This window comes from Allobosea spartocytisi (genome assembly GCF_014764685.1).
In the GTDB taxonomy this organism is placed as follows: domain Bacteria; phylum Pseudomonadota; class Alphaproteobacteria; order Rhizobiales; family Beijerinckiaceae; genus Allobosea; species Allobosea spartocytisi.
Map to the genome: position 1 here is coordinate 1 of NZ_JACXWY010000013.1, position 22629 is coordinate 22629.

Here is a 22629-nt window from a genome sequence, read left to right on the forward strand (position 1 = left end):
GGGCAGGATAGGGCGGGTGATGAGGGGCGGGGATAAGTTTCGAATACAGCCGCGCCGATTGTTTCCCGTAAAGATTGACGAAAGCGCATGGCGCAAGTGAAGGGTACGCAGTTCGGGCTCTACTTCCTGCGCTACCCTGCTCTCATCTGGTGACACAATCGGTGTGGACTGCCAGCGAAGCGATTGCAAAGGCTATGGAAACGAGCCTGGGCTTGGCTATAGATAGGATATGAGCAATCAACGCCGGATCGTAAAAGTCTTTTTGGCTTCGCCTGGAGATCTTCAGGTTGAAAGAAAATTGGCAAAAGATGTAGTTGATGAATTCAACAACCTTTGGGCCGATAATCTCGGTTATCAAGTTGATCTGATTGGTTGGGAGGAGACGGTTGCGAGTTATGGTCGTCCGCAATCCACGATAAATCTCGATTTGGCTCAGTGCGAGCTTGTAATTGGGATGATGTGGAAGAAGTGGGGGACACAGCCAGATATGGGCGGCGTCTACACATCGGGATTTGAAGAAGAATTTCGGACCTCTGTGGAGAGTCGAGAAAGATCCGGGAAGCCGGAAATTAGCTTGTATTTTAAAGTCGTAGGCACAGAATTCTTAGCGGATCCTGGAGAAGACTTAAAAAAGGTTATATCTTTCAAAGAGGAAATTATACGCGGTAAAACAATTTATTTTGAGAATTTTGAAGGAGAGTCCGAATTTCAGAGTAAGATCCTGCGGTGCATCACTAGGTATGTGCAGAAGCTGCGCGAGAGTGAGGCGTCTGCATTTAGGGCGCTCTCTGAGGTAGTGGTCGAGCCTAAGGCGGATTTGCCTGCACTCACAGCGCTTGGGGATTCTAGCCGTTTTCTTCCTGAGGAGACCGAATTCCTTCAGGCAATTTCCGATCCGGCGTTATCTGCGGTTACATTATCAACGCTGGAGGTCGCTCGCTTCCGCCTGATCGCGATTTCCCAGCATCGACAAGGCAATGATGAGCTAAATCTAGGTGTTCACGATGCGAATATAATATTCGCAAATAAAGATCTACTGAAATTAGGTCGAAATGAAATTTTCGCTCTAATGCAGTGCGGGTTGTCAAACTTAAAATTAGAGAATGTGCCGTTATGGCATTGGGTAAGTAAAAGTTTTCGTATTGAGACACTTCCGCTATGGTCTCGTTCGGGGCCAAAGTCGGAGCGCGCGAACGCAATTTATGCTATGTGCGCTGTTTCCTTTTCGATTCCAGATGACGAGCGAGAGAAGACTGTTTCTAGCTGGCTTTCTGATAAATCATCGGACGATGTTAAGGTGGAGGCGCTTAGATATCTGGCGCGATGCGGCGTAAAAAGCGACTTAGTTCGGGTTGAAGCCGAGGTGTCTAGATCTAGCTATAAAACACGATCTGAGGCGATCCGATGTTATATTTCTATTAGTGTGAGATATGGCTTTGATTACGCACTAAAAGCGATTTTGCGTATAAAAAATGAAGATATCAGCTATACTTTCCTTGGAGAGTTCTTAGAAAAATCTGATATCCTATCAGATGCGGGCTTGCTGGAAGGGCTTTCGCATTCTAGTTCAGGTGTTCGGCGTATTTCGTCAATTATTCTACGAAGACGTGGGTTGTTGCCTGCTGAGGCCGCAGAGCGCCTATTGTCAGACGATGATGCAGAGACGCGCTACGAGGCGATAATGGCTCTTCGGAGCCACGGAATTGCCTTTTCGGAAAGTGATGCTCGGAAGGCCCTGATTAAACCGCGAATCCCGTTCGGTGCTATCTTCACCCGCCGGCAACGTCAGGACGAGGAAGGGGAAAGGGTTTTTGAGCGCTTTCGGAATGACCTCCTCCATGAGATGAGCGCTGCTCAGCTCATGGAAGAGGTTAGTTCGCCTCGACAAAAGGAGTGCGCCGCTTATCTCAACTGGGTGCAACGCAGTTGGTCTGAGCGCAGTGATACTTTAAAGCTTAACATCGGCAATCGTTTCTATGACTTTGTAAATGACCTCATTGAGCGGGCTGTTAAAATAAATGGTGCCGGCTCAATAGGCGCTGCTGCCGTATCCGATTCTCGAATGGAGATGCAGCGGCGCTTCACGCGTCAGGCGCTCGATACTCTCTCAAGACGAAAAATTCGATCCGATATCGCATTTATAAGAGCCGAAATGGATAAAAATGACATCGAATTCAGTGAAGTTGATGTAGAATATTTCGATAAATGGGGCGAGTGGGAAGATATAGAGCGCATAATCGCCTCGATTAGCAGAGATGGAAGCGATCGATCGCTGTCGCTACTTTCGATGGGGCGAGTGCGCATTGACTACGATAAAATTGGGAAAGCGATATATCGCATCGGAGCGGGTCGACTTAAGGAGCTATTATTAAAAGAGCTTCATGCTGACATCCGCTCGAGTATTATCGATTCGTCTTCAAAGACCCAATTCTCATCTTTACGTGATGAAGATATTGAGTCTCTTCTAAACGATGAATCTATACGCGTGCGCAAACATGCGTGCATTAAAGCAATAAGGTCGCTTTCTAAAGGAAGATTGAGCAATTTGATTGAAAAATACCTGAAGAAGGAATCTTATCGGTATTATAACGTCGTTTACTGGCTTGATCTGGGGATTTCTTTAAATAGGAGCTGGCTTACGTTGGCGTGCGACAACGCTCTTCAAGATGAAAAATTGAATGGCTGGCAGGCGTGACCATATAGCCGGTCTTCATTTCTACTCCGCCGCCTGCCTCGCGACCGTCTTCCCCTTCTTGATCGGCCGCCGCTCCAGCACTTCCTTGAGGAAGCGCGCGGTGTGGCCCTTGCCGATGCGGACGATGTCCTCCGGCGTGCCTTCGGCCACCACCTGGCCGCCGCCGTCGCCGCCTTCGGGGCCCATGTCGATCACCCAGTCGGCGGTCTTCACCACCTCGAGATTGTGCTCGATCACCACGACCGAATTGCCCTGGTCGACCAGCTCGTGCAGCACCTCCATGAGCTTGGCGACGTCGTGGAAATGCAGGCCGGTCGTCGGCTCGTCGAGGATGTAGAGCGTGCGGCCGGTGGCGCGCTTCGACAGTTCCTTGGAGAGCTTGACGCGCTGCGCCTCGCCGCCCGAAAGCGTCGTCGCCTGCTGGCCGACCTTGACATAGTCCAGCCCGACGCGCGCCAGCGTCTCCATCTTGTCGCGGATCGAGGGCACCGCCTTGAACAGGCCCTTCGCCTCCTCGACCGACATGTCGAGCACGTCGGCGATCGACTTGTCGCGGTATTTCACCTCGAGGGTTTCGCGGTCGTAGCGCTTGCCCTTGCAGACGTCGCAGGTGACGTAGACATCCGGCAGGAAGTGCATCTCGATCTTGATGACGCCGTCGCCCTGGCAGGCTTCGCAGCGGCCGCCCTTGACGTTGAAGGAGAAGCGCCCGGCCTGATAGCCGCGCGCCTTCGCCTCCGGCAGGCCGGCGAACCATTCGCGGATCGGCGTGAAGGCGCCGGTATAGGTCGCCGGGTTCGAGCGCGGCGTGCGGCCGATCGGCGACTGGTCGATGTCGATCACCTTGTCGAGATGCTCGATGCCCTCGATCCGGTCATGCGGGGCCGGGTGGTCGATCGCGCCGTTCAGCTTGCGCGCCACCGCCTTGTAGAGCGTGTCGATCACCAGCGTCGACTTGCCGCCGCCGGAGACGCCGGTGATGCAGGTGAACATCCCCAGCGGGATCTCGACATCGACATTGCGCAGGTTGTTGCCGCGCGCGCCGACGATCTTGAGGCTGCGGCCCTTCGTGGCCTTGCGGCGCTTGGCCGGCACCGCGACCGACATCTCGCCGGTGAGGTATTTGCCGGTGAGCGAATTGGGGTCGTCGAGAATGTCCTGCGGCGTGCCCTTGGCAACGATCTCGCCGCCATGGATGCCGGCGCCGGGGCCGACATCGACGACGTAATCGGCCGTCAGGATCGCGTCCTCGTCATGCTCGACCACGATCACGGTGTTGCCGAGGTCGCGCAGCCTGCGAAGGGTTCCGAGCAGGCGCTCGTTGTCGCGCTGGTGCAGGCCGATCGAGGGCTCGTCCAGCACATAGAGCACGCCGGTGAGGCCCGAGCCGATCTGTGACGCCAGCCGAATGCGCTGGCTCTCGCCGCCCGAGAGCGTGCCGGAGGCGCGGGCGAGCGTCAGATATTCCAGCCCGACATCGAGCAGGAAGGTCAGCCGGTCGCGGATTTCCTTGAGGATGCGCGGGGCGATCTCGTTCTGCTTCTTCGAGAGCCGGGCGGGCAGGGCGGTGACCCAGTCCAGCGCGTCCTTGACCGAGAGCTTCGAGACCTCGCCGATATGGCGGCCGTCGATCTTCACCGCCAGCGCCTCGGGCTTCAGGCGATAGCCGTTGCAGGCGGCGCAGGGCGTCTCGGACATGAAGCGGCCGATTTCCTCGCGCGCCCAGTCCGACTCCGTCTCCTTCCAGCGCCGCTCCATATTGGTGATGACGCCCTCGAAGGGCTTCTTCACCTCGTAGCTGCGCAGGCCGTCATTATAGGCCATGCGGACGGGCTCGGTGCCCGTGCCGAACAGGATCGCCTTCCGCGCGCTCTCCGGCAATTCGGACCAGGGCTTGGTCATCGAGAAGCCGAAATGCTTCGCCAGCGATTCCAGCGTCTGGCCGTAATAGGGCGAGGTCGACTTGGCCCAGGGCGCGATCGCGCCCTTCTTCAGGGTGAGCGAATGGTCGGGGACGATCATGTCCGGGTCGATCCGCATCTCGTGGCCGAGGCCGTCGCAGACCGGGCAGGCGCCGAACGGGTTGTTGAACGAGAACAGCCGCGGCTCGATCTCGGGAATGGTGAAGCCGGAGACCGGGCAGGCGAATTTCGAGGAGAAGGTGACGCGCTTCGCCTCGCCGTTCTCCTCCTTCTCGTCGGCATATTCGAAGACCGCGATGCCATCGGTCAGCTCCAGCGCCTGCTCCAGCGAATCCGCGAGGCGCGCGCCCAGATCGGGCCGGATCACGATCCGGTCCACGACGACGTCGATGTCGTGCTTGAACTTCTTGTCCAGCGCCGGCGCGTCCGGGATCTCGTAGAACTCGCCATTGACCTTGACGCGCTGGAAGCCACGCTTCAGCCAGTCGGCCATCTCCTTCTTGAACTCGCCCTTGCGGCCGCGCACCACCGGCGCGAGCAGATAGCCGCGCGTCTTTTCCGGCAATTCGGTCATGCGGTCGACCATCTGCTGGACGGTCTGGCTCTCGATCGGCAGGCCGGTCGCGGGCGAATAGGGGATGCCGGCGCGCGCCCAGAGCAGGCGCATGTAGTCGTGGATTTCAGTGACGGTGCCGACGGTCGAGCGCGGATTCTTCGAGGTCGTCTTCTGCTCGATCGAGATCGCGGGCGAGAGCCCGTCGATCTGGTCGACATCGGGCTTCTGCATCATCTCGAGGAACTGGCGGGCATAGGCCGAGAGCGACTCGACATAGCGGCGCTGGCCCTCCGCATAGATCGTGTCGAAGGCGAGCGAGGACTTGCCCGAGCCGGAGAGGCCGGTGAAGACCACGAGCTTGTCGCGCGGGATGGCGAGATCGACATTCTTCAGATTGTGCTCGCGCGCCCCGCGCACGGTGATGGCGCGGCTGTTCGGATCGGCCGCGCGGTTGCGGTCGAACATGTCTTCCAGCGCAGCAGCCTGGGCGGCGGCGGTTTCGGTCTTGCGGGCCATCGGGGCGTCCGTCTCGGAGAAGGCCTAGAGATAGGGCAATTGTCGCGCCATACCAGCCCGGTCCTCCGGGCAGCGGGAATGTTTAGCATGCGGGACGGCCCGGACGGGAGGCAGCCAAGAGCGATGCTGACAGGGGATGGCAGGAACGCAGCTCTTCGGCCACGACCTTCACAAGCCCTCATCCCTGAATGCCTGGCCGGAAATGTGAGCCCTCATCCTGAGGAGCCGCGTCAGCGGCGTCTCGAAGGATGCTCCAGTTATCTCAGGCGCCTCCTGGAACATCCTTTGAGACGGCCTTTCAGGCCTCCTCAGGATGAGGGCTGAGGGTAAAGCGCGGCCAGCAGCACCTCAGTGCCGCAGGCCCGGCGCCTCCTGTCCGGTCCGCGCGACATATTCGGTGTAGCCGCCGCCATAGGCGTGGACGCCCTCCGGCGTCAGTTCCAGCACGCGGTTCGACAGGGCCGCGAGGAAATGCCGGTCGTGGCTGACGAACAGCATCGTGCCCTCGAAGGCCGCGAGCGCCTCGATCAGCATCTCCTTGGTGGCGATATCGAGATGGTTGGTGGGCTCGTCCAGCACGAGGAAATTCGGCGGGTCGTAGAGCATCAGCGCCATGACGAGGCGCGCCTTCTCGCCGCCGGAGAGCACGCGGCAGCGCTTCTCGACATCGTCGCCCGAGAAGCCGAAGCAGCCGGCCAGCGCCCGCAGCGAGCCCTGATTGGCCTGCGGGAAGGCATCCTCCAGCGTCTCGAACACGGTGCGCTCGCCGTCGAGCAGCTCCATCGAATGCTGGGCGAAATAGCCGAGCTTGACCCCGGCGCCGAGGGTGACGATCCCGCTATCAGGCTCGGAGGTGCCGGTGACGAGCTTCAGCAGCGTCGACTTGCCGGCGCCGTTGACACCCATGACGCACCAGCGCTCGCGCCGGCGGATCTGGAAGTCGAAGCCGTCATAGATGACCTTCTCGCCATAGCGCTTGGCGACGCCCTTCAGGCCCGCGACATCGTCGCCGGAGCGCGGCGCCGGCTGGAACTCGAATTTCACGGTCTGGCGGCGCTTCGGCGGCTCGACGCGCTCGATCTTGTCGAGCTTCTTCACCCGGCTCTGCACCTGCGCGGCATGGGAGGCGCGGGCCTTGAAGCGCTCGATGAAGGCGATCTCCTTGGCCAGCATCGCCTGCTGGCGCTCGAATTGCGCCTGCTGCTGCTTCTCCGAGAGCGCGCGCTGCTGCTGATAGAATTCGTAATCGCCGGAATAGGTGGTGAGCGAACCGCCGTCGATCTCGACGATCTTGCCGACGATGCGGTTCATGAAGGAGCGGTCATGCGAGGTCATGAGGAGCGCGCCCTCATAGCCCTTGAGGAACTCCTCCAGCCAGATCAGGCTCTCGATGTCGAGATGGTTCGACGGCTCGTCGAGCAGCATGGCGTCCGGGGCCATCAGCAGGATGCGGGCGAGCGCGACGCGCATCTTCCAGCCGCCGGAGAGCGCGCCGACATCGCCCTCGACCATCGCCGGGCTGAAGCCGAGGCCGTCGAGGACCTCGCGGGCGCGGCCATCGAGCGCATAGCCGTCGAGCTCCTCGAAGCGGCCCTGCACCTCGCCATAACGCAGGACGATTTCCTCCATCTCGTCGGCGCGGTCGGGATCGGCCATGGCGGCTTCCAGCGCGGCGAGCTCGGCTGCGACGCTCGAAACCGGGCCGGCGCCGTCCATCACGGCCGAGACGACGCTCATGCCGGCCATCTCGCCGACATCCTGGCTGAAATAGCCGATGGTGATGCCGCGATCGATCGAGACCTGGCCCTCATCGGGCGCTTCCTCGCCGGTGATCAGGCGGAACAGCGTGGTCTTGCCGGCGCCGTTGGGGCCGACGAGGCCGATCTTCTCGCCCTTCTGCAAGGCCGCGGAGGCCTCGATGAAGACGATCTGCTTGCCGTTCTGCTTGCTGATGTTTTCGAGCCGGATCATGGGGTACTGCGAGCTGCTGCAATTGTTCGACCGGGATGAATTTGCCGGTCATTTCGGGACAGGCTCCAAGCTCGAACCTGAGGCCTATGAATGGAAGGCTTGCCGCGTCATGGTCGGGCTTGTCCCGACCATCCACATCTTCTCTGGTCGAGTGTCGCGTTCAAGACGTGGATGCTCGCCACAAGGGCGAGCATGACGGCTGTGGAAGGGCGTGGGAGCGTTCGGCGGGCGTCGGTCGCCTCAGGCCGCTTCCGCGAGGCTGGCCACCGCCGCCGCGACACCGCCGGTGCCGTGCGGGATGTCCTTGGCCTGCAAGGCCATCTCGACGGCGCCGAGCGTGCCCAGCAGGCTGGCTGCGTTGAAATGGCCCATATGGGCGATGCGGAAGGCCTTGCCGCTATAGTCGCCGATGCCGAGCCCGAGCGAGACGCCGCAGATGTCGCGGGTGAAATCGGTGATCTCGGCGACGTCGAAGCCGGGCGTCAGGATCGTCGTCACCGAGGGCGCGCGCTCCTGCGGCTCGGCAACGCCGAAGCCCAGCGCCTGGCCGCTGGCCCAGGTTTCGACCGCCGCATGCGTCGCCTTCGCCAGCGCGGCATGGCGACGCCAGATCGCCTCCAGCCCTTCCTCGAAGATCATGTCGAGCGCGGCGCGCTGGCCGAAGAGCAGATGCTCCGGCGCGGTGCCGCAATGTTTCATATAGGCCAGCGTGTTCATGCGGCCGCTCCAGTCCCAGTAGCCGCTGCGCATGTCGGCGCGGGCATGGGCCGCCAGCGCCTTTTCATTGGCCGCGACGAAGGCCAGGCCGGGCGAGGACATCAGCCCCTTCTGCGAGGCGGAGACGGCGACGTCGATCCGCCAGGCGTCCATCTCGAATTCCATGCAGCCGACCGAGGCGACGCCATCGACCATGAAGAGGGCAGGGTGCCCGGCGGCATCGATCGCCCGGCGGATCGCCGGGATGTCGTTGACGACGCCGGCGGCGGTGTCGATCTGCACCACCATCACCGCCTTGATCGCGTGGGCCGTATCGGCGCGCAGCCGGGCCTCGACGGTGGTGGGATCGACCGCGCGACGCCAGCTTCCCGCCAGCATCTCGACATCGGCGCCCATGAACCGCGCCATCTCGCCCCAGCCGGTCGCGAAGCGCCCGCTCTCCAGCACCAGCACCTTGTCGCCGCGCGACAGCACATTGGTGAAGGCTGCCTCCCAGCCGCCATGGCCGTTGGCGGCATAGACGAAGGTCTCGCCGCCGGTGCGGAAGATGCGCTTGAGATCGGCCAGCACCGAATCCGTCAGCCTGACGATGCTGGCCGAGCTCAGTTCCTCGGCCGGGCGCATCATCGCCTGCAGCACGCGGTCGGGGATATTGGTCGGGCCGGGCATAGCGAGCAGCGGCCGGCCATTGGCCAGGGTCATCGGAGATCCTCGGGCTGGGAAAAGCGGACTTCCGCAGCCAATCCGATATATCGGCGTCGCGCGCAAGCGGCTGCGCGGCATTGCGCGCCCTCCCGCGGCGCATGATGCGGGGCGCACGGCTTTCGCGGTCGGGCCTTGCATCCGGCGCGGGAAAGCGCTCACAAGGCGGCACCGGAGTCGCGGCGACGCGGCGCCGATCATGCTTACGGAGCAACCATGACCGATCTCGTTCTCGCTCGCCCGTTCAGCCCGCTGCGCCTGGAAAGCCGCTCGCTCGCCTGGCGGACGGCCGCTGTGCTCGTCGGCACGCTGCTGCTGGCGCTCTCCTCGCAGATCAAGGTGCCGATGGTGCCGGTGCCGATGACGATGCAGACCTTCGCCGTCACGCTGATCGGCGCGCTCTATGGCTGGCGCCTCGGCGCCGTCACGGTGATCGCCTGGCTGCTCGAAGGCGTGGCGGGCCTGCCGGTCTTCGCGGGCGCGCTCGGCGGTGCCGCCTATGTCGCCGGTCCGACCGGCGGCTATCTGCTGGCCTTCCCCTTCGCCGCGGCTTTGACGGGCTTCCTCGCCCAGCGCGGCTGGAACGGCCGCCGGATCGGCCTCGCGACGCTCTCCATGCTCGCCGGCAACGCGCTCTGCCTCGTGCTGGGCACAGCCTGGCTCGCGACCTTCATCGGCCTGGAAAAGGCCATCGCGGTCGGCGCGACGCCCTTCCTGCTCGGCGCGATCCTGAAATCCGCCCTGGCGGCCGCGACGCTGAAGGCCTTCGCGCCGCGCGGCTGAGCGAGCGCTTCGTTCAACAAGAACTGCGCCGTCATTCCGGGCCTGCCCCGGAATGACGGCCTCCTCCGGTCCTGACAGACGCTGACAGGACCGGAACTGGCTTCGCCCGCCATCCTGCGCGATGCTGACGGCGCGGAGCCGGGTCCCCGTTCGCCCTGTGGTGGAACTTTTTGCGGACTTCCGCGCTTCGTGGACATGACCGATCGTCAGGTGCACGATCGGGGTCACAGCCAGCGGGGGAATGCGATGATGAAAGCCCTATTGCGAGGCGCAGCCCTGATGCTCGGCCTCGGCCTGGCCGCTCCCGTCCTCGCCTGCGAGCTCGACCGGCCGCTGAAGATCGCCGGGCTCGACTACGACTCCGCTGCCTTCCACACCGCCGTCGCCAGCGCCATCGCGGAGAAGGGCTTCGGCTGCAAGGTCGAGCGCGTGCCGGGCGCCATCGCGCCGCTGGTCAACGGCATGGGGCGCGGCGATGTCGATATCGTCATGGAGATCTGGCTGGCGAACCCGGTCGAGGCCTGGGTGAAGGAGGCCGCGGCCGGCAAGGTCGAGCCGCTGGGCACGACCTTCCCCGATGCGAGCGAGGGCTGGTTCGTGCCGCGCTATCTGGTCTCCGGTCCGGATGCGAAGGCCCCCGAGCTGAAATCGGTCCAGGATCTCAAGCGCTACAAGGATCTCTTCGCCGACCCCGACGAGCCCGGCAAGGGCCGCTTCTACAACTGCGTCGCCGGCTGGGTCTGCGAGGGTATCAACACCAAGAAGCTCGCGGCCTACGGGCTGGCGCAGGATTTCACCAATACGCGCGGCGGTTCGGGCGAGGCGCTGGTCGCCGCGATCGAGGCCTCGCTGAAGCGCAAGCGGCCGGTCGTGTTCTATTACTGGGGGCCGAGCTGGCTGCTCGGCGCCTATGACCTCGTCAAGCTTCAGGAGCCGCCCTTCGATCCCAAGATCTGGGAGGAGCTCAAGACGAGCGACGCGCCGAAGCAGGCGACGGCCTATCCGACGAGCCGGGTCGTCATCGGCGCCAATATCGATCTGGCGAAGAAGGCGCCGCAGCTCGCGAGCTTCCTGAAGAACTACACCACCACCAGCGACCTGACCTCGAAGATGCTGGCCGAGGCGCGCGAGAAGGGCGTGACGCCGGAGCAGCAGGCGCTCGTCTTCCTCAAGACGAAAGCCGATGTCTGGAAGGCGTGGCTGCCGGCCGATATCGCCGCCAAGGTCGCATCCGGCCTGTGATTCCGGACTGGCTGCCGGAATTCGGCAAGGCGCTGCAAAGGCTGGTCAACCGCGCGGTCGATGCCGTCGTCACCGGCTATGGCGACGATCTCGACGGTTTCAGCGCGCTGCTGACGGCCCCGGTGCGCGGTGTCGAGACGGCTCTCCTTCATGTCCCGGTGCCGGTCTTCGTCTTGGCCATCGCGGCCGGCGCCTGGCTCGCGGGCCGCAAGCTCGGCTTCGCGCTGGCGATGGCGCTTCTGCCGCTGGTCCTCGCCGGTCTGGGCGTCTGGAACGAGGCGATGCAGTCGCTCGCGCTCGTCGTCGTTGCGGTGCTGCTGGTCGCCATTCTCGGCCTGCCGCTCGGCATCGCCGCCGCGCGGCTGCCGCGGCTGGGGCGGGCGCTCGCGCCCTTCTACGACCTGATGCAGACCATCCCGAGCTTCGTCTACCTGATCCCGGTGGCGATGGTGCTCGGTCTCGGACGGGCGCCGGCGCTGGTGGCGACGCTGATTTACGCCTTGCCGCCCTTCGCGCGACTGACCGAGCTTGGCCTGCGCGGCATCGACGCCGGGCTGGTGCAGGCGGCCCGCGCGCTCGGCCTCGGCCCGCGCCAGACGCTCTGGCTCGTCGAATTGCCATTGGCGCGGCCGACCATCCTGCAGGGGCTCAACCAGGCGATCATGATGGCGCTCGCCATGGTCGTGGTCGCCTCGATGATCGGCGCGAAGGGGCTGGGCGAGATCGTCCTTCTCGGCCTGCAGCGCGCCGATCCCGGCCTCGGCTTCGTCGGCGGCATGGCGATCGTCGTGCTCGCCATCCTGCTCGACCGGATGGCGCAGGCGGTTCTGGGCGCGCGGCGTCCGCTTGCGTGACCGAGCCTGGCCGGCCGCTGCGGAACTTCGGCGGAGCGACGAATCAGCCGGGGAAAACCTCGCTTGAGACCCTTGAACAAAACGGGAACATCATTGATATTGGGTGAACAGGCCGATAGGGTTCGGCTCCGGTCGATCGGCCGGATGTGATTGGAGCTCCCGACGAGACCCGGAAGGCCTCGACGGGCGCTTGGTGCGCAGGAAATGGAGCCTGTCATGGCTGGTAGCGTCAACAAGGTCATTCTGGTCGGCAATCTCGGGCGCGACCCGGAGGTGCGTCGCCTCGGCAGCGGCGAGCCTGTCGTCAATCTGCGGATCGCCACCTCGGAAACCTGGCGCGACAAGCAGTCCGGCGAGCGCAAGGAGCGCACCGAGTGGCACTCGGTGGTGATCTTCAACGAGAATCTGGCGAAGATCGCCGAGCAGTACCTGAAGAAGGGCTCGAAGATTTACATCGAGGGCCAGCTCCAGACCCGCAAATGGCAGGACCAGTCCGGCGTCGAGAAATACACCACCGAGATCGTGCTGCAGCGTTTCCGCGGCGAGCTCACCATCCTCGACAGCCGCCAGGGCGGCTCGGAGGAGTATAGCGAAGGCGGCGGCGGTGGCGGCTATGGGGAAGAGCGCTCCGGTGGCGGCGGCTCCTTCGGTCGCTCCAGCGCGATGGGCGGCAGCGGCGGCGGCTCGCGCCAGCCGGCCATGTCGAGCGGCGGCGGTGGCGGCGGACGCTCCTCGTCGAGCCATCTCGACGACGATATCCCGTTCTAAACTGCGGTACTTGCAGGCTTGCAAGCTGTCCTCGTAACGAATTGGTCCGATTGATGAAATCGGGCCAATTTGTTGAGGGGAATGCAACCGGCCCCTTGTTGCGCTATGCGGGTCTTTGGTTTCGTCAACCAAGGGCTCCTAAGGGGCTGATGTATAAATAAGGACGTTGCACTTTACCGGATCATGCGGAGCCGGCTTCCGTCCGGCGAGCGCGTCCCGCGCATCGTCGATGGCGCCGGCATCGTCGCGTTCGATCCGACGATCGACGCGGTTCATGTCCTGCGTGTCTTAAGAGGCTCTGCCGGCACCATGGAAGCCCATTTCCGCACGATTTGGTCCTGACCCCGGCAACGGCTTCCGGCATCGCGTTCGGGTGGCTTGAGGATCCCTTGGCTCCCCCCGCAATGTGCGGGGTCGTGACCATAATGTGCAGTTTCCGGGGCATTTTTGCAGCGTGCGGAACCGCCGGCGATCCGGGAGGTTTGCGATCTCAACTGGGGGCAACCAGGAGATCGATCGATGAGAAAGATCATTCTTGCTGCTGCGGTCACGCTGGCTCCTTTGACGGCGCTCGCGCAGAACCCTGAAGGGGCTCGCGGTGGTGCCGCGGCCGGCGCCGCGGCTGGTGCGGTCGGCGGGGCTGTTGTTGGCGGTCCGGTCGGTGCCGTGGTCGGTGGAGTCGGCGGCGCCGTGGTCGGTGGCATCACGGGCGACGCCACCCCCCGCTTCAAGACCTACGTGACCCAGCACGAAGTGCCTTCATACACCTACCGCGAGGATGTGCGGGTCGGGGCTGTTCTGCCCGAGCGTGGCGTGACCTATCGGGAAGTTCCGCCCGAATATGGGGCCGCCAAAGGCTATCGATACACGATCGTGAATGACCGTACCGTCATCGTTGAGCCGAGAACGCGGAAAATTATCCAAGTGATCGAATAGCGAGCGATGGCGATGGCCCGGTCTCATCCTTGAGACCGGGCTTTATTGTTTCAGGCGACATCGTGGCAGTGACGAGCCTGTTCCTCGACATACCGCCGCCTCGTCTCGGCCGTGTTGGGAAGACCTTCCCTCTCGAGCCAAGCGACGAACTCGTGCGGTCGAATGGTGACGATTTCGAGCGCTCGCCCACGGGCCAGCCACGCATTCATCACAGCGACGGCCTGGCGATGCCACGTCTCATAATCGGTCGGCATCTCGTCCCGATCTTGAGCGAGCTTCAACAGCGCGGCGAAGTCCTCCGGCTCGTACCAGGGGAGGGCGACCGTATAGGCATCTACCGTAGGTTTCATGGCGACACCGGCCTCCCTGAATCAGGGGGAAGGTAAGAAGGAGACACCACAACCAGAGTGTCCCGATGACGTTGGGAGATGTCAACCGCATCCGACTGCCGAGCGCGGCCTTCGTGCCTCTGCGCATGCATCACCCGGTCCGTGATGTTCGTGGGCGTCACAACGAGACATGAGAACCGCAGGTCGGGCTGCGATATCGCACGCAGATGTCAGGGTGCCTTCATCAGGCCGCGAGCTGGCCCAAGGCCCGCTCGATGCGAGAGCAACGCGCCGAGGCGCGCACCTTTGCGTAGCTGCTCTGCAGGCGGCCGCTCGCATAGGCGTCAATGACGATGGCGTGGACATAGCTTTTCCGCACGACGGCTGGCGTGTTGACGAGCCGCTCCGAAATTATGCGCATGATGTCGGCGATCTGCCGCTTGCGGCCCATCTCGCTGATGGCCTCTTCACCGGCAAGGAGCAGCTCGGCAGCAGCCGCATTGGCCGCGAGCATCCTCAGATCCTTGCTGCTGATCCGCTGCCCGCTAGCCCTCCTGAGATATGCGTTGATCTCGTCGGCGCTGATCGGCGCGACGCTGCCGTCCTCGCGCAGATATTGCAGCAGGCGCGCGCCTGGGAGGGCGGATATCCGCCCGATGGCACGCGCGAGAGCTGGAGCCTCGACGGTGCAGGCGATATCCTTGCTGCTCTTGCCGCGGAAGTGCAGCGCAATTCGCGGGCCGGTGATGTCGACATGTCGCTTCAGCAAGGTCGACGCGCCACGGCTTCCATTGGCCTTGGCATAGGCCTCGTTGCCCACACGGATATGGCAGCGGTCCATGATGGCGGCGGCGCAGGCCAACGCCTTGTCATGGCCAAGCTGTCGTGAGCGCAAATCCTTGGCGATCCGGGTTCGCAGCTTCGGGAGCGCCGCGATCAGGCACGCCAGCCGCTTGAGCTTGCGACGCTCTCGCACCTTCTCCCAGTCCGGATGATAGCGATGCTGGATGCGCCCCGCCTCGTCACGCCCGATCGCCTGAAGATGCGCTGCCGGATCGTCCGCGATGCGGACATCCTCGTAAGCGGGGGGAATGGCGAGAGAACGGATGCGAGCCAGGATCTCTTCATCCGTGATCCTGTTGTCGTTCGCATCTCGATAGCTGAAGAAGCGGCCGCGCCGTACGCGGCGGATGACAAGTTCGTCCGAGGAGACCCGCCGCAGGCGTTTCACGGCGGGGCGTTGCTTGGCATGTCGGGAAGCGGCCATGGGCGCGGACTCACGGATTGTCGCGAGACAATGCCCGGGGGCTGGAGATGGTTCCGAATGGGAGCCGTCTCGCTCTGCGCCGGAAAGATCCACCGTCCCTTCAGGCGGGCCTCGCCCTGCCAATTCGCCGGCAGCCATTCCGAAAGCCGTCTTCCACTTTGCGAGCCGATGTGATCGCGTCGCGCGATAGCATCGGCTCGCCTCACGCCGGGCGCGACATCACCAGCCGCAGCGAGCCGTCGAAGCTTGGCTGGCCGCGCAGGGCGCCGTAGCGGGCATCCCAGGCGCCGGTTTCGAGGTCGCGACGCAGCCGCTCCACCGAGGCCGCGTTTTCCGCTGGATCGACAAAGCTCCAGGCCGAGCAGGCCGAGCGTGCGCCCTCGTCGAGAAAGCATTCCGGCCGGCCGTAATAGGCTTCGTTGAAGCCGTCGCGGCAGGCGAGGGGGATCGCGACCGGCACGATTTCGACCTGGCCGCCGAGCACCGCGCCGATATGGTCGAGGGCGGGATAGCGCCTCGCCTCGGTCGCCAGTACCTTCGGCGCGTAGTCGGCGAGCCAGAAGGCTTCGACCAGCGCGGGGTCGCAGGACAGGATGACGACCGGCCCGCGCGTCACCCGGCGCACTTCGCGCAGGCCCGCATCGAGATCCTGCCATTGATGCACCGTGAAGGTCGCCATGGCCGCGTCGAAGGACCGGTCGGGGAAGGGCAAGGCCTCCGCCGTCGCGTCGATGGCAACGGCGATCTCGGCCGGGCGCTGCGCCCGCATCGAGGCGGAGGGCTCGACGGCGGTGACGTCGCGGCCGCGCGGTTCATAGGAGCCCGCGCCGGCGCCGACATTGAGGATGGTTCCGGCCGGGCCGAGCGCAGCCTCGATCTGCGCCGCGATGGCGGGCTCGGGCTGGCGATAGGAGGCGTAGCCGCGTCCGATTCGGCCGTAATCGGCATCGCCGGCACTGCCATCGGCATGGCGCGCCGCAGCGGTCGCGTTCATATCCATCTCGTCACCTCAATCACCGGAGCCGGAACACCAGAGCGGCAGCACATGGTCGCGCGTCAATGGCGCCAATGTGACAGTCGCCGCGACGCCCGGCATCAGCCAGGCGATCTCGGCGATTTCCGCCGCCGGCCGCGGTGTCTCGTCGGAAACGAGCCGGAAGATCTCGGCCTCCACCGTGAAGCCAGGCTCATTGGCCGCAGGCGCCGCGAAGCTGCCGAGAAAGCTCAGCGCTTCGCGGCGCTCCGTCAGCCCCAATTCCTCCTGCAATTCGCGCAGCAGCGCCGCACCCGGCTCCTCCCGCGGCTCGATCTTGCCTCCGGGCTGCATGAAGCTTTCCGTGCCGCGCTTGCGGACCAGCAGGAGGCGATTGCGGCTGTCGGTCAGCAATGCGGCGGCGATGCGGATGGGGCGGCTGGGGTGGGGCATCGCGAGCGGTGAACTCTCGGTTGCGGCCGGGCGGGGCGAGGGCGGTTCGCTTGCCGCGCATGGCGAAGCCCGGCCGATGGTGCTATAGCATCGCCCGAAAAGTGGACGCCACTTTTCGGGACAATCCGATGCGATAACAAATGCATAGATCGCCGCTGCCGCATCCGCGGGACGCGTGGCGATCTGGGAATCGCGAAAATTCCGGAGGCGCAGGGTCATGTTCGAGGCGCGCGACATCGAGACCGAAGACAAGACCGTGTTCTACCGCGAACTGGCCCAGCAGCTCGAAGCCCTGCTGCATGGCGAACCCGATCCGATCGCCAATGCCGCCAACACCGCCGCCCTGCTGTTCCAGACGATGCCTGGCCTCAACTGGGCTGGCTTCTATCTGATGCGCGGCGGCGAGCTGGTGCTCGGCCCCTTCCAGGGCAAGCCGGCCTGCGTGCGCATCGCCGTCGGCGCGGGCGTTTGCGGCGCAGCCGTGGCGCGGCGCAGCTCGGTCCTGGTCGAGGATGTGCATGCCTTTCCGGGACATATCGCCTGCGACGCGGCGTCGCGCTCCGAATTGGTCGTCCCGCTGATTGGGCCCGACGGCGTCATCGGGGTGATCGATCTCGACAGCCCCTCCGTGGCCCGGTTCGACGCCGCCGATCAGGCCGGCATCGAGCGCGTCGCGGCGATTTATCTGGCGGCTTGCGCTCAGGTCGCGACTCCCGCGCTGGCCGCGGCCTCCTAGGGCCGGGCCGTGCCTTCGCTCAGCCTGCGCATCCAGCTTGACCCCGAAGGCCGCATCGGCCCGGGCAAGATCGAATTGCTGGAGAAGATCGCGGCGCTGGGCTCGATCTCGGCCGCGGGGCGCGACATGGCGATGTCCTATCGGCGCGCCTGGGAGCTGGTCGAGGAATTGAACACGCTTTTCGGCCAGCCGGTGGTGGAGCGCCAGGTCGGCGGCAAGAATGGCGGCGGCGCCAGCCTGACCAGCCTCGGCCAGGTGCTGGTGAGCCGGTTTCGCGCGGTGGAGCAGGCCGCGACCGCAGCCGCAGCCGAGCATCTGGCGGCCATCCAGGCGGAAATCGACCCGTCCGCCACGGGCTGAAGCGAGCCGCATCGACGGGGCGGGTCGCGGCCGCCCGACACCCATTCGAAAAAGGCAGCCCGGCCATCTGGCGGCCCGTTCAAGCCTTGACAGGAGGGTGTGATTCAAACACTCGTTCTGCTCGCAACTCGCTGATAAAGCGTGCTTTTTTTATTTATTCCAATGTGAGGTTCGCCGCTTTCGCTTGGCTTGGCCGGTACGCGCCGGGGTCGTTCGAGAGCAATCCTCGCTCCCCGATGGCGGGGAGAGCGGGGCCGGGTGGCGATCACGCGGCGGATGTAGGACTGGTCATGACGAGACTGCTTCGTTCGGCTTTTCTGGCGCTGAGCCTGTTGCTGCCCGCTTCTGCCGCGCTGGCCCAGATTCAGGGCGCTCCGCAGGTTCCGGCGCAGCCGGCCTCTCCGCCGGCCATGCAGCCGGCTCCCCCGCCCGCAGCGCCGGCGAATCCCTTGCCACCGGCGGCCTCGCAGATGGGGATCGCTCCGCCGAGCGCCGCGCATCCGCCGCTGCAACCGGGCGATACGCCCGCCAGCCTCCCCGTCGCTCCGGCGCCTCAGGCTGCCGCGACGCTGCCGCACGACCTGTCGCCTTGGGGCATGTTCATGGCGGCCGACATCGTCGTGAAGGCGGTGATGATCGGCCTCGCCTTCGCCTCGCTGGTGACCTGGACGATCTGGCTCGCCAAGGTGATGGAACTCGCCGCCGCCAAGACCGGCGCGCTGCGTTCGCTCCGCCGGATCGAGGCCGCCGACAGCCTCGGCGATGCGGCCGAAACCATCTCGGGCAAGGACGGCAAGCTGCGCGGCGCGGTCGGGGCGCTGCTGTCCGCTGCGCTGGAGGAGACCCGCCGCTCGGTCGATCTCGGCGAGGACGGCATCAAGGAGCGGGCGGCCATCGCACTGTCGCGGATCGAGGCTCGCGCTGGCCGGAACATGGCGCGCGGCACCGGGCTCCTGGCGACGATCGGCTCCACGGCGCCCTTTGTCGGCCTGTTCGGCACGGTCTGGGGCATCATGAATTCCTTCATCGGCATCAGCCAGGCGAAGACGACCAATCTCGCCGTGGTCGCGCCGGGCATCGCCGAGGCGCTGCTGGCGACCGCGATCGGCCTGGTCGCGGCGATCCCGGCCGTCATCATCTACAACGTCTTCGCCCGCGCCATCACCGGCTATCGCGCGACGCTGTCGGACGCCTCGGGCGAGATCCTGCGCCATCTCTCGCGCGATCTCGAGCGGCGCCAGCGCCTGGTTGCGAGCGTGCCGGCGCGCTCGGTCCTGCAGGCGGTGCCGCCGGCCGCCGCCGCGATGCCGCGTGTCCGGGCGGAGTGAGCCATGGCCGTCTCGCTCAAGGACCCGCAGGACGGCGATCTCGGCGAAGTCGCGGACATCAACGTCACGCCCTTCATCGATGTCATTCTGGTGCTGCTGATCATCTTCATGGTGGCGGCGCCGCTTTCGACGGTCGATGTCGCGGTCGACCTGCCGGTCTCGAACGCGCAGCCGCAGCCCCGGCCGGACACGCCGGTCTTCCTGACGGTGAAGGGCGATCTGTCGCTCGCGCTCGGCAACGACGCCCTGCCGCGCGAGGCGCTGCAGGCGACGCTCGACCAGCGCACCGGGAATGACCGCGAGCAGCGCGTCTTCCTGCGCGCCGACGGTGCCGTCGCCTATCGCGAGCTGATGGAGGTGATGAACCTCCTGCGCAAGGCGGGCTATCTGAAGATCGCGCTCGTCGGCCTCGAGGATACCGGGCAGGGCGCGGCGGCGGCCAAGCCATGAGCATCGGGCGCTCGCCGCAGACACGTTTCTGGCCCGCCGCGCTGCGCTGGGGCGTCGCGGCGCTGGTCATCGCCGGCGCCCATGGCACGGCCGGCTGGATGATCGCGACCTGGCAGCCAGCCGAGGCCGCGGCCGGCGCTCAGCCCGCCGCCGTGATGATCGAGCTCGCGCCGCTCGCGGTTGCGCCGGAAACGCCGCAGCAGGATATCGCGCCCGGACCCGAGATGGTCGAATCCGAGCCCGAACCGCCGCCGCCCGAGCCTGTGGTCGAGCGACCCAGGGAACCCGAGCCGCCGCCGGAGCCGGCGCCCGTCGCGGCGCCTGAACCGGACATCAAGATCCCCGAGCTTCCGCCCTTGCCGGACGCCGCCGCCGTGCTATCGCCGCCGCCGAAGCAGGAGCCGCCGCCTCCGCCGAAGGAGGTGAAGAAGCAGCCGCCGCCGAAGCCCAAGGTCGTGCAGCGACGCAAGCCGGTAAACCCGGACAAGCCGCGCTCCGAGCAAAGCTCGGCCCCGACCGCGCAGGCGCAGATTGCCCAGCGCACTGCCGCCCCCGCATCAGGCGCGTCCTCCGCCTCGCCGGCGGCGACGGCAAGCTGGCGTGGCACGCTGATCGCCCATCTCAACCGCTTCAAGCGCTTTCCGAACGGGGCGAATCCCGGCACCGCGCAGGTCGCCTTCAGCATCGACCGCGGCGGGCGGGTGCTGTCGGCGCGGCTCGTGCGCGGCTCCGGCGATTCCGCGCTCGACGAGGAGGCCGTGGCGATGATCCGGCGGGCGAGCCCTGTCCCGGCACCGCCGGACGGGCTCGGCGGCGGCTCGGTTTCCCTGTCCGTGCCGATCAGGTTTTCGCGATAGATCGTTGCAGCGATTGAACTGCCGGAGATTCCGGCGGTTAATCGGTCGTCGCGGGCGCGGACAGGAGATGGGTCATGATCGCACCGAAACTCGCAGCCGGGCTTCTGCTGGCGCTGGCCTGCAGCGGCTGCGTCACGCTCGAGGAGCGGCGGGCGGCCGACGAGGCGCGTTGCCGTTCCTACGGCTTCAAACCCGGCAGCGAAGGCTTCTCGAACTGCCTGCTGCAGATCGATCTGGATCGCTCGGCGGAGCGTCGCTACCAGTTCGACCGCTTCGATTCAGGCTTCGGCGGCCCGCCCTATTATTGGCGGCGCTGGTAGCCCTTGCCGGTTTCGGCAGTTCCGGCGTGAGGATCGGCCGCAAGAAAAAAGGGCCGCGCGTGAGCGCAGCCCAAGTCTAGGGAGGAAACGCCCAAGGAGGGCGACGCAACATCTCTGCTGCGCTGCACCTTAGATAGGACGGCAATCGTTTGCCTGCAAGGGTAAAAGGGAAGCAAAGCTGACTTAAATTGCGCCTGAGAAATATCACCGCGAAATCAGGGTATTGAGCGGGTTTCTCGAATGCATTGCCCGTTTCGTGGGCAATTTTGCCGGCACCGGCTCAGGAGCCTCTCGATGCGGCATCTGCGAGGCGAAACGCCCAGGCGAAGCGCAAGCCCGATCGAGCAGCCCGGCCGCGGCATCGCGCCATGGCCGGGCCTATCGAGGCGGAAGGGTCAGCCCAGCGACATCGTCAGCGGCGGCTTGACCTCGGGCGGCAGCGGCGAGGTGTAGCCTTCCTTGCCGAGCCGGGCCTTGTGGTCGGCCTTGGCCGCTTCCATCAGGGCCGGGTCGCTCAGCACGGCAGCGCCGGTCGCCGCCATCGCCTTGGCGACATGCACCATGGCCTTGTGCGCCGCCGGCGCCTTGCCCTGCGCCACGACCTGCCAGGTGTGGAAGGGCGTGCCCATCGCGACGGTCGGCGCATGCGCCTGCACGGTCGGCACGGCCCAGCTCACATCGCCGATATCGGTCGAGCCGATCGCCGGATTGCGCTTGGCGCCGCGCGGCACGAGGAAGTCGGCCAGCGGGGCGCCGCTGTCCTGCATCCCGACCGTGCGCCAGATCGCGGCAATGTCCTGCGGCGAGAGCGTCTTGCGGATCTCCTCGGCGAAGGCCTTGTCGGCATCGTCGAAATGCGGCGGGCCGAGATCCTCCATCACCTTGTGCATGGCTTCTTCGAGCGGCGTGTTGGCGACGAGGTCGGAGACGGCGCTGACGATGCGCATCTCCATCTTGGTTTCCGTCATCAGCGCGGCGCCTTCGGCGATCTTCTTCACGCGCTGGACGAGCTCCAGCATGCCGCGCAGATCGCGGGCGCGGATCGAGTAGCGCACGCGGGCATGGGCCTGCACCACGTTCGGCGCGATGCCGCCAGTGTCGAGCAGGGCGTAATGCACGCGCGCGTCGCTCGGCATGTGCTCGCGCATGTAGTTCACGCCGACATTCATGAGTTCCACGGCATCGAGCGCCGAACGGCCGAGATGGGGCGCGGCGGCGGCATGCGAGGCGCGGCCGGTGAAGACGAAATCGGCGCGGGTGTTGGCGAGCGCGAGCGCCGGAGCGACCTCCCAGAAGCTCGACGGGTGCCAGCTGATCGCGACATCGGCGTCGTCGAAGGCGCCGGCGCGGACCATGAAGGCCTTGGCCGCGCCGCCTTCCTCGGCCGGGCAGCCATAATAGCGGACGCGGCCGGGAATCTTGTTCTCGGCCAGCCAATCCTTCATGGCCACGGCGGCGAGCATCGCGGCGGAGCCGAGCAGGTTGTGGCCGCAGCCATGGCCGTGGCCACCGGTCTCAATCTCCTTGTGTTCGGCGACGCCAGCCTCCTGCGACAGGCCGGGCAGGGCGTCGTACTCGCCGAGGAAGGCGATGACCGGGCCGCCTTCGCCCGCCTCGCCGATCACGGCGGTCGGGATGTCGGCGACGTTCTCGGTGATGCGGAAGCCTTGATGCTTCAGCTCGGCGACATGCTCGGCGACGGAGCGCTTCTCGGTGTAGCACACCTCCGGCATGCCCCAGACCCGGTCGGAGAGAGCGATCAATCGCTCCTTGTTCGCATCGACGTGACGCCAGAGATCGTTTCGATTGTCCATGATCTATTGCCTTGTCGGATCGCGGCGCGCCGCAGCGGCGCACCATGGCGATCTATCCCCTTGGGAGGCATCGATCCGTC

The 22629-nt window shown here is 65.0% G+C and carries 21 protein-coding genes; 13 read left to right on the forward strand and 8 right to left on the reverse strand.

Annotated features, from left to right (window positions below; all coding sequences use genetic code 11):
• Positions 1 to 229: 229 nt before the first annotated feature.
• On the forward strand, positions 230 to 2695 hold the full coding sequence (locus IED13_RS18795; protein ID WP_191125086.1) for a HEAT repeat domain-containing protein: 2466 nt from the start codon (positions 230 to 232) through the stop codon (positions 2693 to 2695).
• A gap of 21 nt (positions 2696 to 2716) precedes the next feature.
• Here IED13_RS18795 and uvrA read toward each other — a convergent pair whose 3' ends face one another.
• From uvrA to IED13_RS18810, 3 genes are all read right to left on the reverse strand, one after another.
• Positions 2717 to 5638 carry an excinuclease ABC subunit UvrA gene (gene uvrA / locus IED13_RS18800; RefSeq protein ID WP_248312672.1) on the reverse strand — a complete coding sequence of 974 codons (2922 nt, stop codon included), beginning with the start codon at positions 5636 to 5638 and terminating at the stop codon, positions 2717 to 2719.
• A gap of 399 nt (positions 5639 to 6037) precedes the next feature.
• Positions 6038 to 7660: an ABC-F family ATP-binding cassette domain-containing protein gene (locus IED13_RS18805; protein ID WP_038367479.1), complete on the reverse strand. Its 1623-nt coding sequence runs from the start codon at positions 7658 to 7660 to the stop codon at positions 6038 to 6040.
• Positions 7661 to 7900: 240 nt separating this feature from the next.
• Complete coding sequence (locus tag IED13_RS18810) at positions 7901 to 9079, reverse strand: pyridoxal-phosphate-dependent aminotransferase family protein (protein ID WP_191125088.1); 1179 nt, start codon at positions 9077 to 9079, stop codon at positions 7901 to 7903.
• Between the two features lie 216 nt (positions 9080 to 9295).
• Between IED13_RS18810 and IED13_RS18815 the strand changes: the two genes are divergently transcribed.
• From IED13_RS18815 to IED13_RS18840, 6 genes are all read left to right on the forward strand, one after another.
• A complete protein-coding gene (locus IED13_RS18815; protein WP_191125089.1) occupies positions 9296 to 9862 on the forward strand; it encodes a biotin transporter BioY in 567 nt (188 codons plus the stop codon).
• 246 nt (positions 9863 to 10108) lie between these two features.
• Complete coding sequence (locus IED13_RS18820; protein ID WP_210323676.1) at positions 10109 to 11104, forward strand: ABC transporter substrate-binding protein; 996 nt, start codon at positions 10109 to 10111, stop codon at positions 11102 to 11104.
• The gene (locus tag IED13_RS18825) at positions 11101 to 11958 is read left to right on the forward strand and encodes an ABC transporter permease (protein WP_260368336.1); all 858 of its coding nucleotides are present in this window, start codon (positions 11101 to 11103) and stop codon (positions 11956 to 11958) included. The genes IED13_RS18820 and IED13_RS18825 overlap by 4 nt, the downstream gene beginning before the upstream one ends.
• A gap of 216 nt (positions 11959 to 12174) precedes the next feature.
• On the forward strand, positions 12175 to 12726 hold the full coding sequence (gene ssb, locus IED13_RS18830; RefSeq protein ID WP_113252390.1) for a single-stranded DNA-binding protein: 552 nt from the start codon (positions 12175 to 12177) through the stop codon (positions 12724 to 12726).
• Positions 12727 to 12909: 183 nt separating this feature from the next.
• Positions 12910 to 13068, forward strand: a complete 159-nt coding sequence (locus IED13_RS18835; RefSeq protein WP_191125091.1) for a hypothetical protein — start codon at positions 12910 to 12912, stop codon at positions 13066 to 13068.
• A 177-nt stretch (positions 13069 to 13245) separates the two neighbouring features.
• A complete protein-coding gene (locus tag IED13_RS18840) occupies positions 13246 to 13662 on the forward strand; it encodes a DUF1236 domain-containing protein (protein ID WP_191125092.1) in 417 nt (138 codons plus the stop codon).
• A gap of 50 nt (positions 13663 to 13712) precedes the next feature.
• On the opposite strand, the gene IED13_RS18845 is transcribed toward IED13_RS18840, so the two are convergent.
• The 4 genes from IED13_RS18845 to IED13_RS18860 all read right to left on the reverse strand — a co-directional run bounded on the left by IED13_RS18845 (position 13713) and on the right by IED13_RS18860 (position 16684).
• Complete coding sequence (locus IED13_RS18845) at positions 13713 to 14012, reverse strand: hypothetical protein (protein WP_038367462.1); 300 nt, start codon at positions 14010 to 14012, stop codon at positions 13713 to 13715.
• 223 nt (positions 14013 to 14235) lie between these two features.
• A complete protein-coding gene (locus tag IED13_RS18850) occupies positions 14236 to 15396 on the reverse strand; it encodes a DNA topoisomerase IB (protein ID WP_210323677.1) in 1161 nt (386 codons plus the stop codon).
• Between the two features lie 64 nt (positions 15397 to 15460).
• Positions 15461 to 16252, reverse strand: coding sequence for a class I SAM-dependent methyltransferase (locus IED13_RS18855; protein WP_191125094.1), 792 nt, complete (start codon positions 16250 to 16252; stop codon positions 15461 to 15463).
• A gap of 15 nt (positions 16253 to 16267) precedes the next feature.
• The gene (locus IED13_RS18860; protein ID WP_191125095.1) at positions 16268 to 16684 is read right to left on the reverse strand and encodes an NUDIX hydrolase; all 417 of its coding nucleotides are present in this window, start codon (positions 16682 to 16684) and stop codon (positions 16268 to 16270) included.
• Positions 16685 to 16901: 217 nt separating this feature from the next.
• On the opposite strand from IED13_RS18860, the gene IED13_RS18865 reads away from it, so the two are divergent.
• The 6 genes from IED13_RS18865 to IED13_RS18890 all read left to right on the forward strand — a co-directional run bounded on the left by IED13_RS18865 (position 16902) and on the right by IED13_RS18890 (position 20735).
• Positions 16902 to 17420 (forward strand): GAF domain-containing protein, encoded by a 519-nt coding sequence (locus IED13_RS18865; protein WP_191125096.1) that lies wholly within the window; start codon positions 16902 to 16904, stop codon positions 17418 to 17420.
• Between the two features lie 9 nt (positions 17421 to 17429).
• A complete protein-coding gene (locus IED13_RS18870) occupies positions 17430 to 17780 on the forward strand; it encodes a winged helix-turn-helix domain-containing protein (RefSeq protein ID WP_038367455.1) in 351 nt (116 codons plus the stop codon).
• A gap of 290 nt (positions 17781 to 18070) precedes the next feature.
• The gene (exbB, locus tag IED13_RS18875; protein WP_191125097.1) at positions 18071 to 19108 is read left to right on the forward strand and encodes a tonB-system energizer ExbB; all 1038 of its coding nucleotides are present in this window, start codon (positions 18071 to 18073) and stop codon (positions 19106 to 19108) included.
• A gap of 3 nt (positions 19109 to 19111) precedes the next feature.
• Complete coding sequence (gene exbD, locus IED13_RS18880) at positions 19112 to 19558, forward strand: TonB system transport protein ExbD (RefSeq protein ID WP_038367453.1); 447 nt, start codon at positions 19112 to 19114, stop codon at positions 19556 to 19558.
• Entirely contained in the window at positions 19555 to 20415 is an 861-nt protein-coding gene (locus IED13_RS18885) for an energy transducer TonB family protein (RefSeq protein WP_191125098.1), read from the forward strand. Before exbD ends, IED13_RS18885 begins: the two co-directional genes overlap by 4 nt.
• A 74-nt stretch (positions 20416 to 20489) precedes the next feature.
• On the forward strand, positions 20490 to 20735 hold the full coding sequence (locus IED13_RS18890; RefSeq protein ID WP_038367450.1) for a hypothetical protein: 246 nt from the start codon (positions 20490 to 20492) through the stop codon (positions 20733 to 20735).
• A 395-nt stretch (positions 20736 to 21130) separates the two neighbouring features.
• Here IED13_RS18890 and IED13_RS18895 read toward each other — a convergent pair whose 3' ends face one another.
• Complete coding sequence (locus IED13_RS18895) at positions 21131 to 22549, reverse strand: M20 family metallopeptidase (RefSeq protein WP_133564217.1); 1419 nt, start codon at positions 22547 to 22549, stop codon at positions 21131 to 21133.
• Positions 22550 to 22629: the final 80 nt, after the last annotated feature.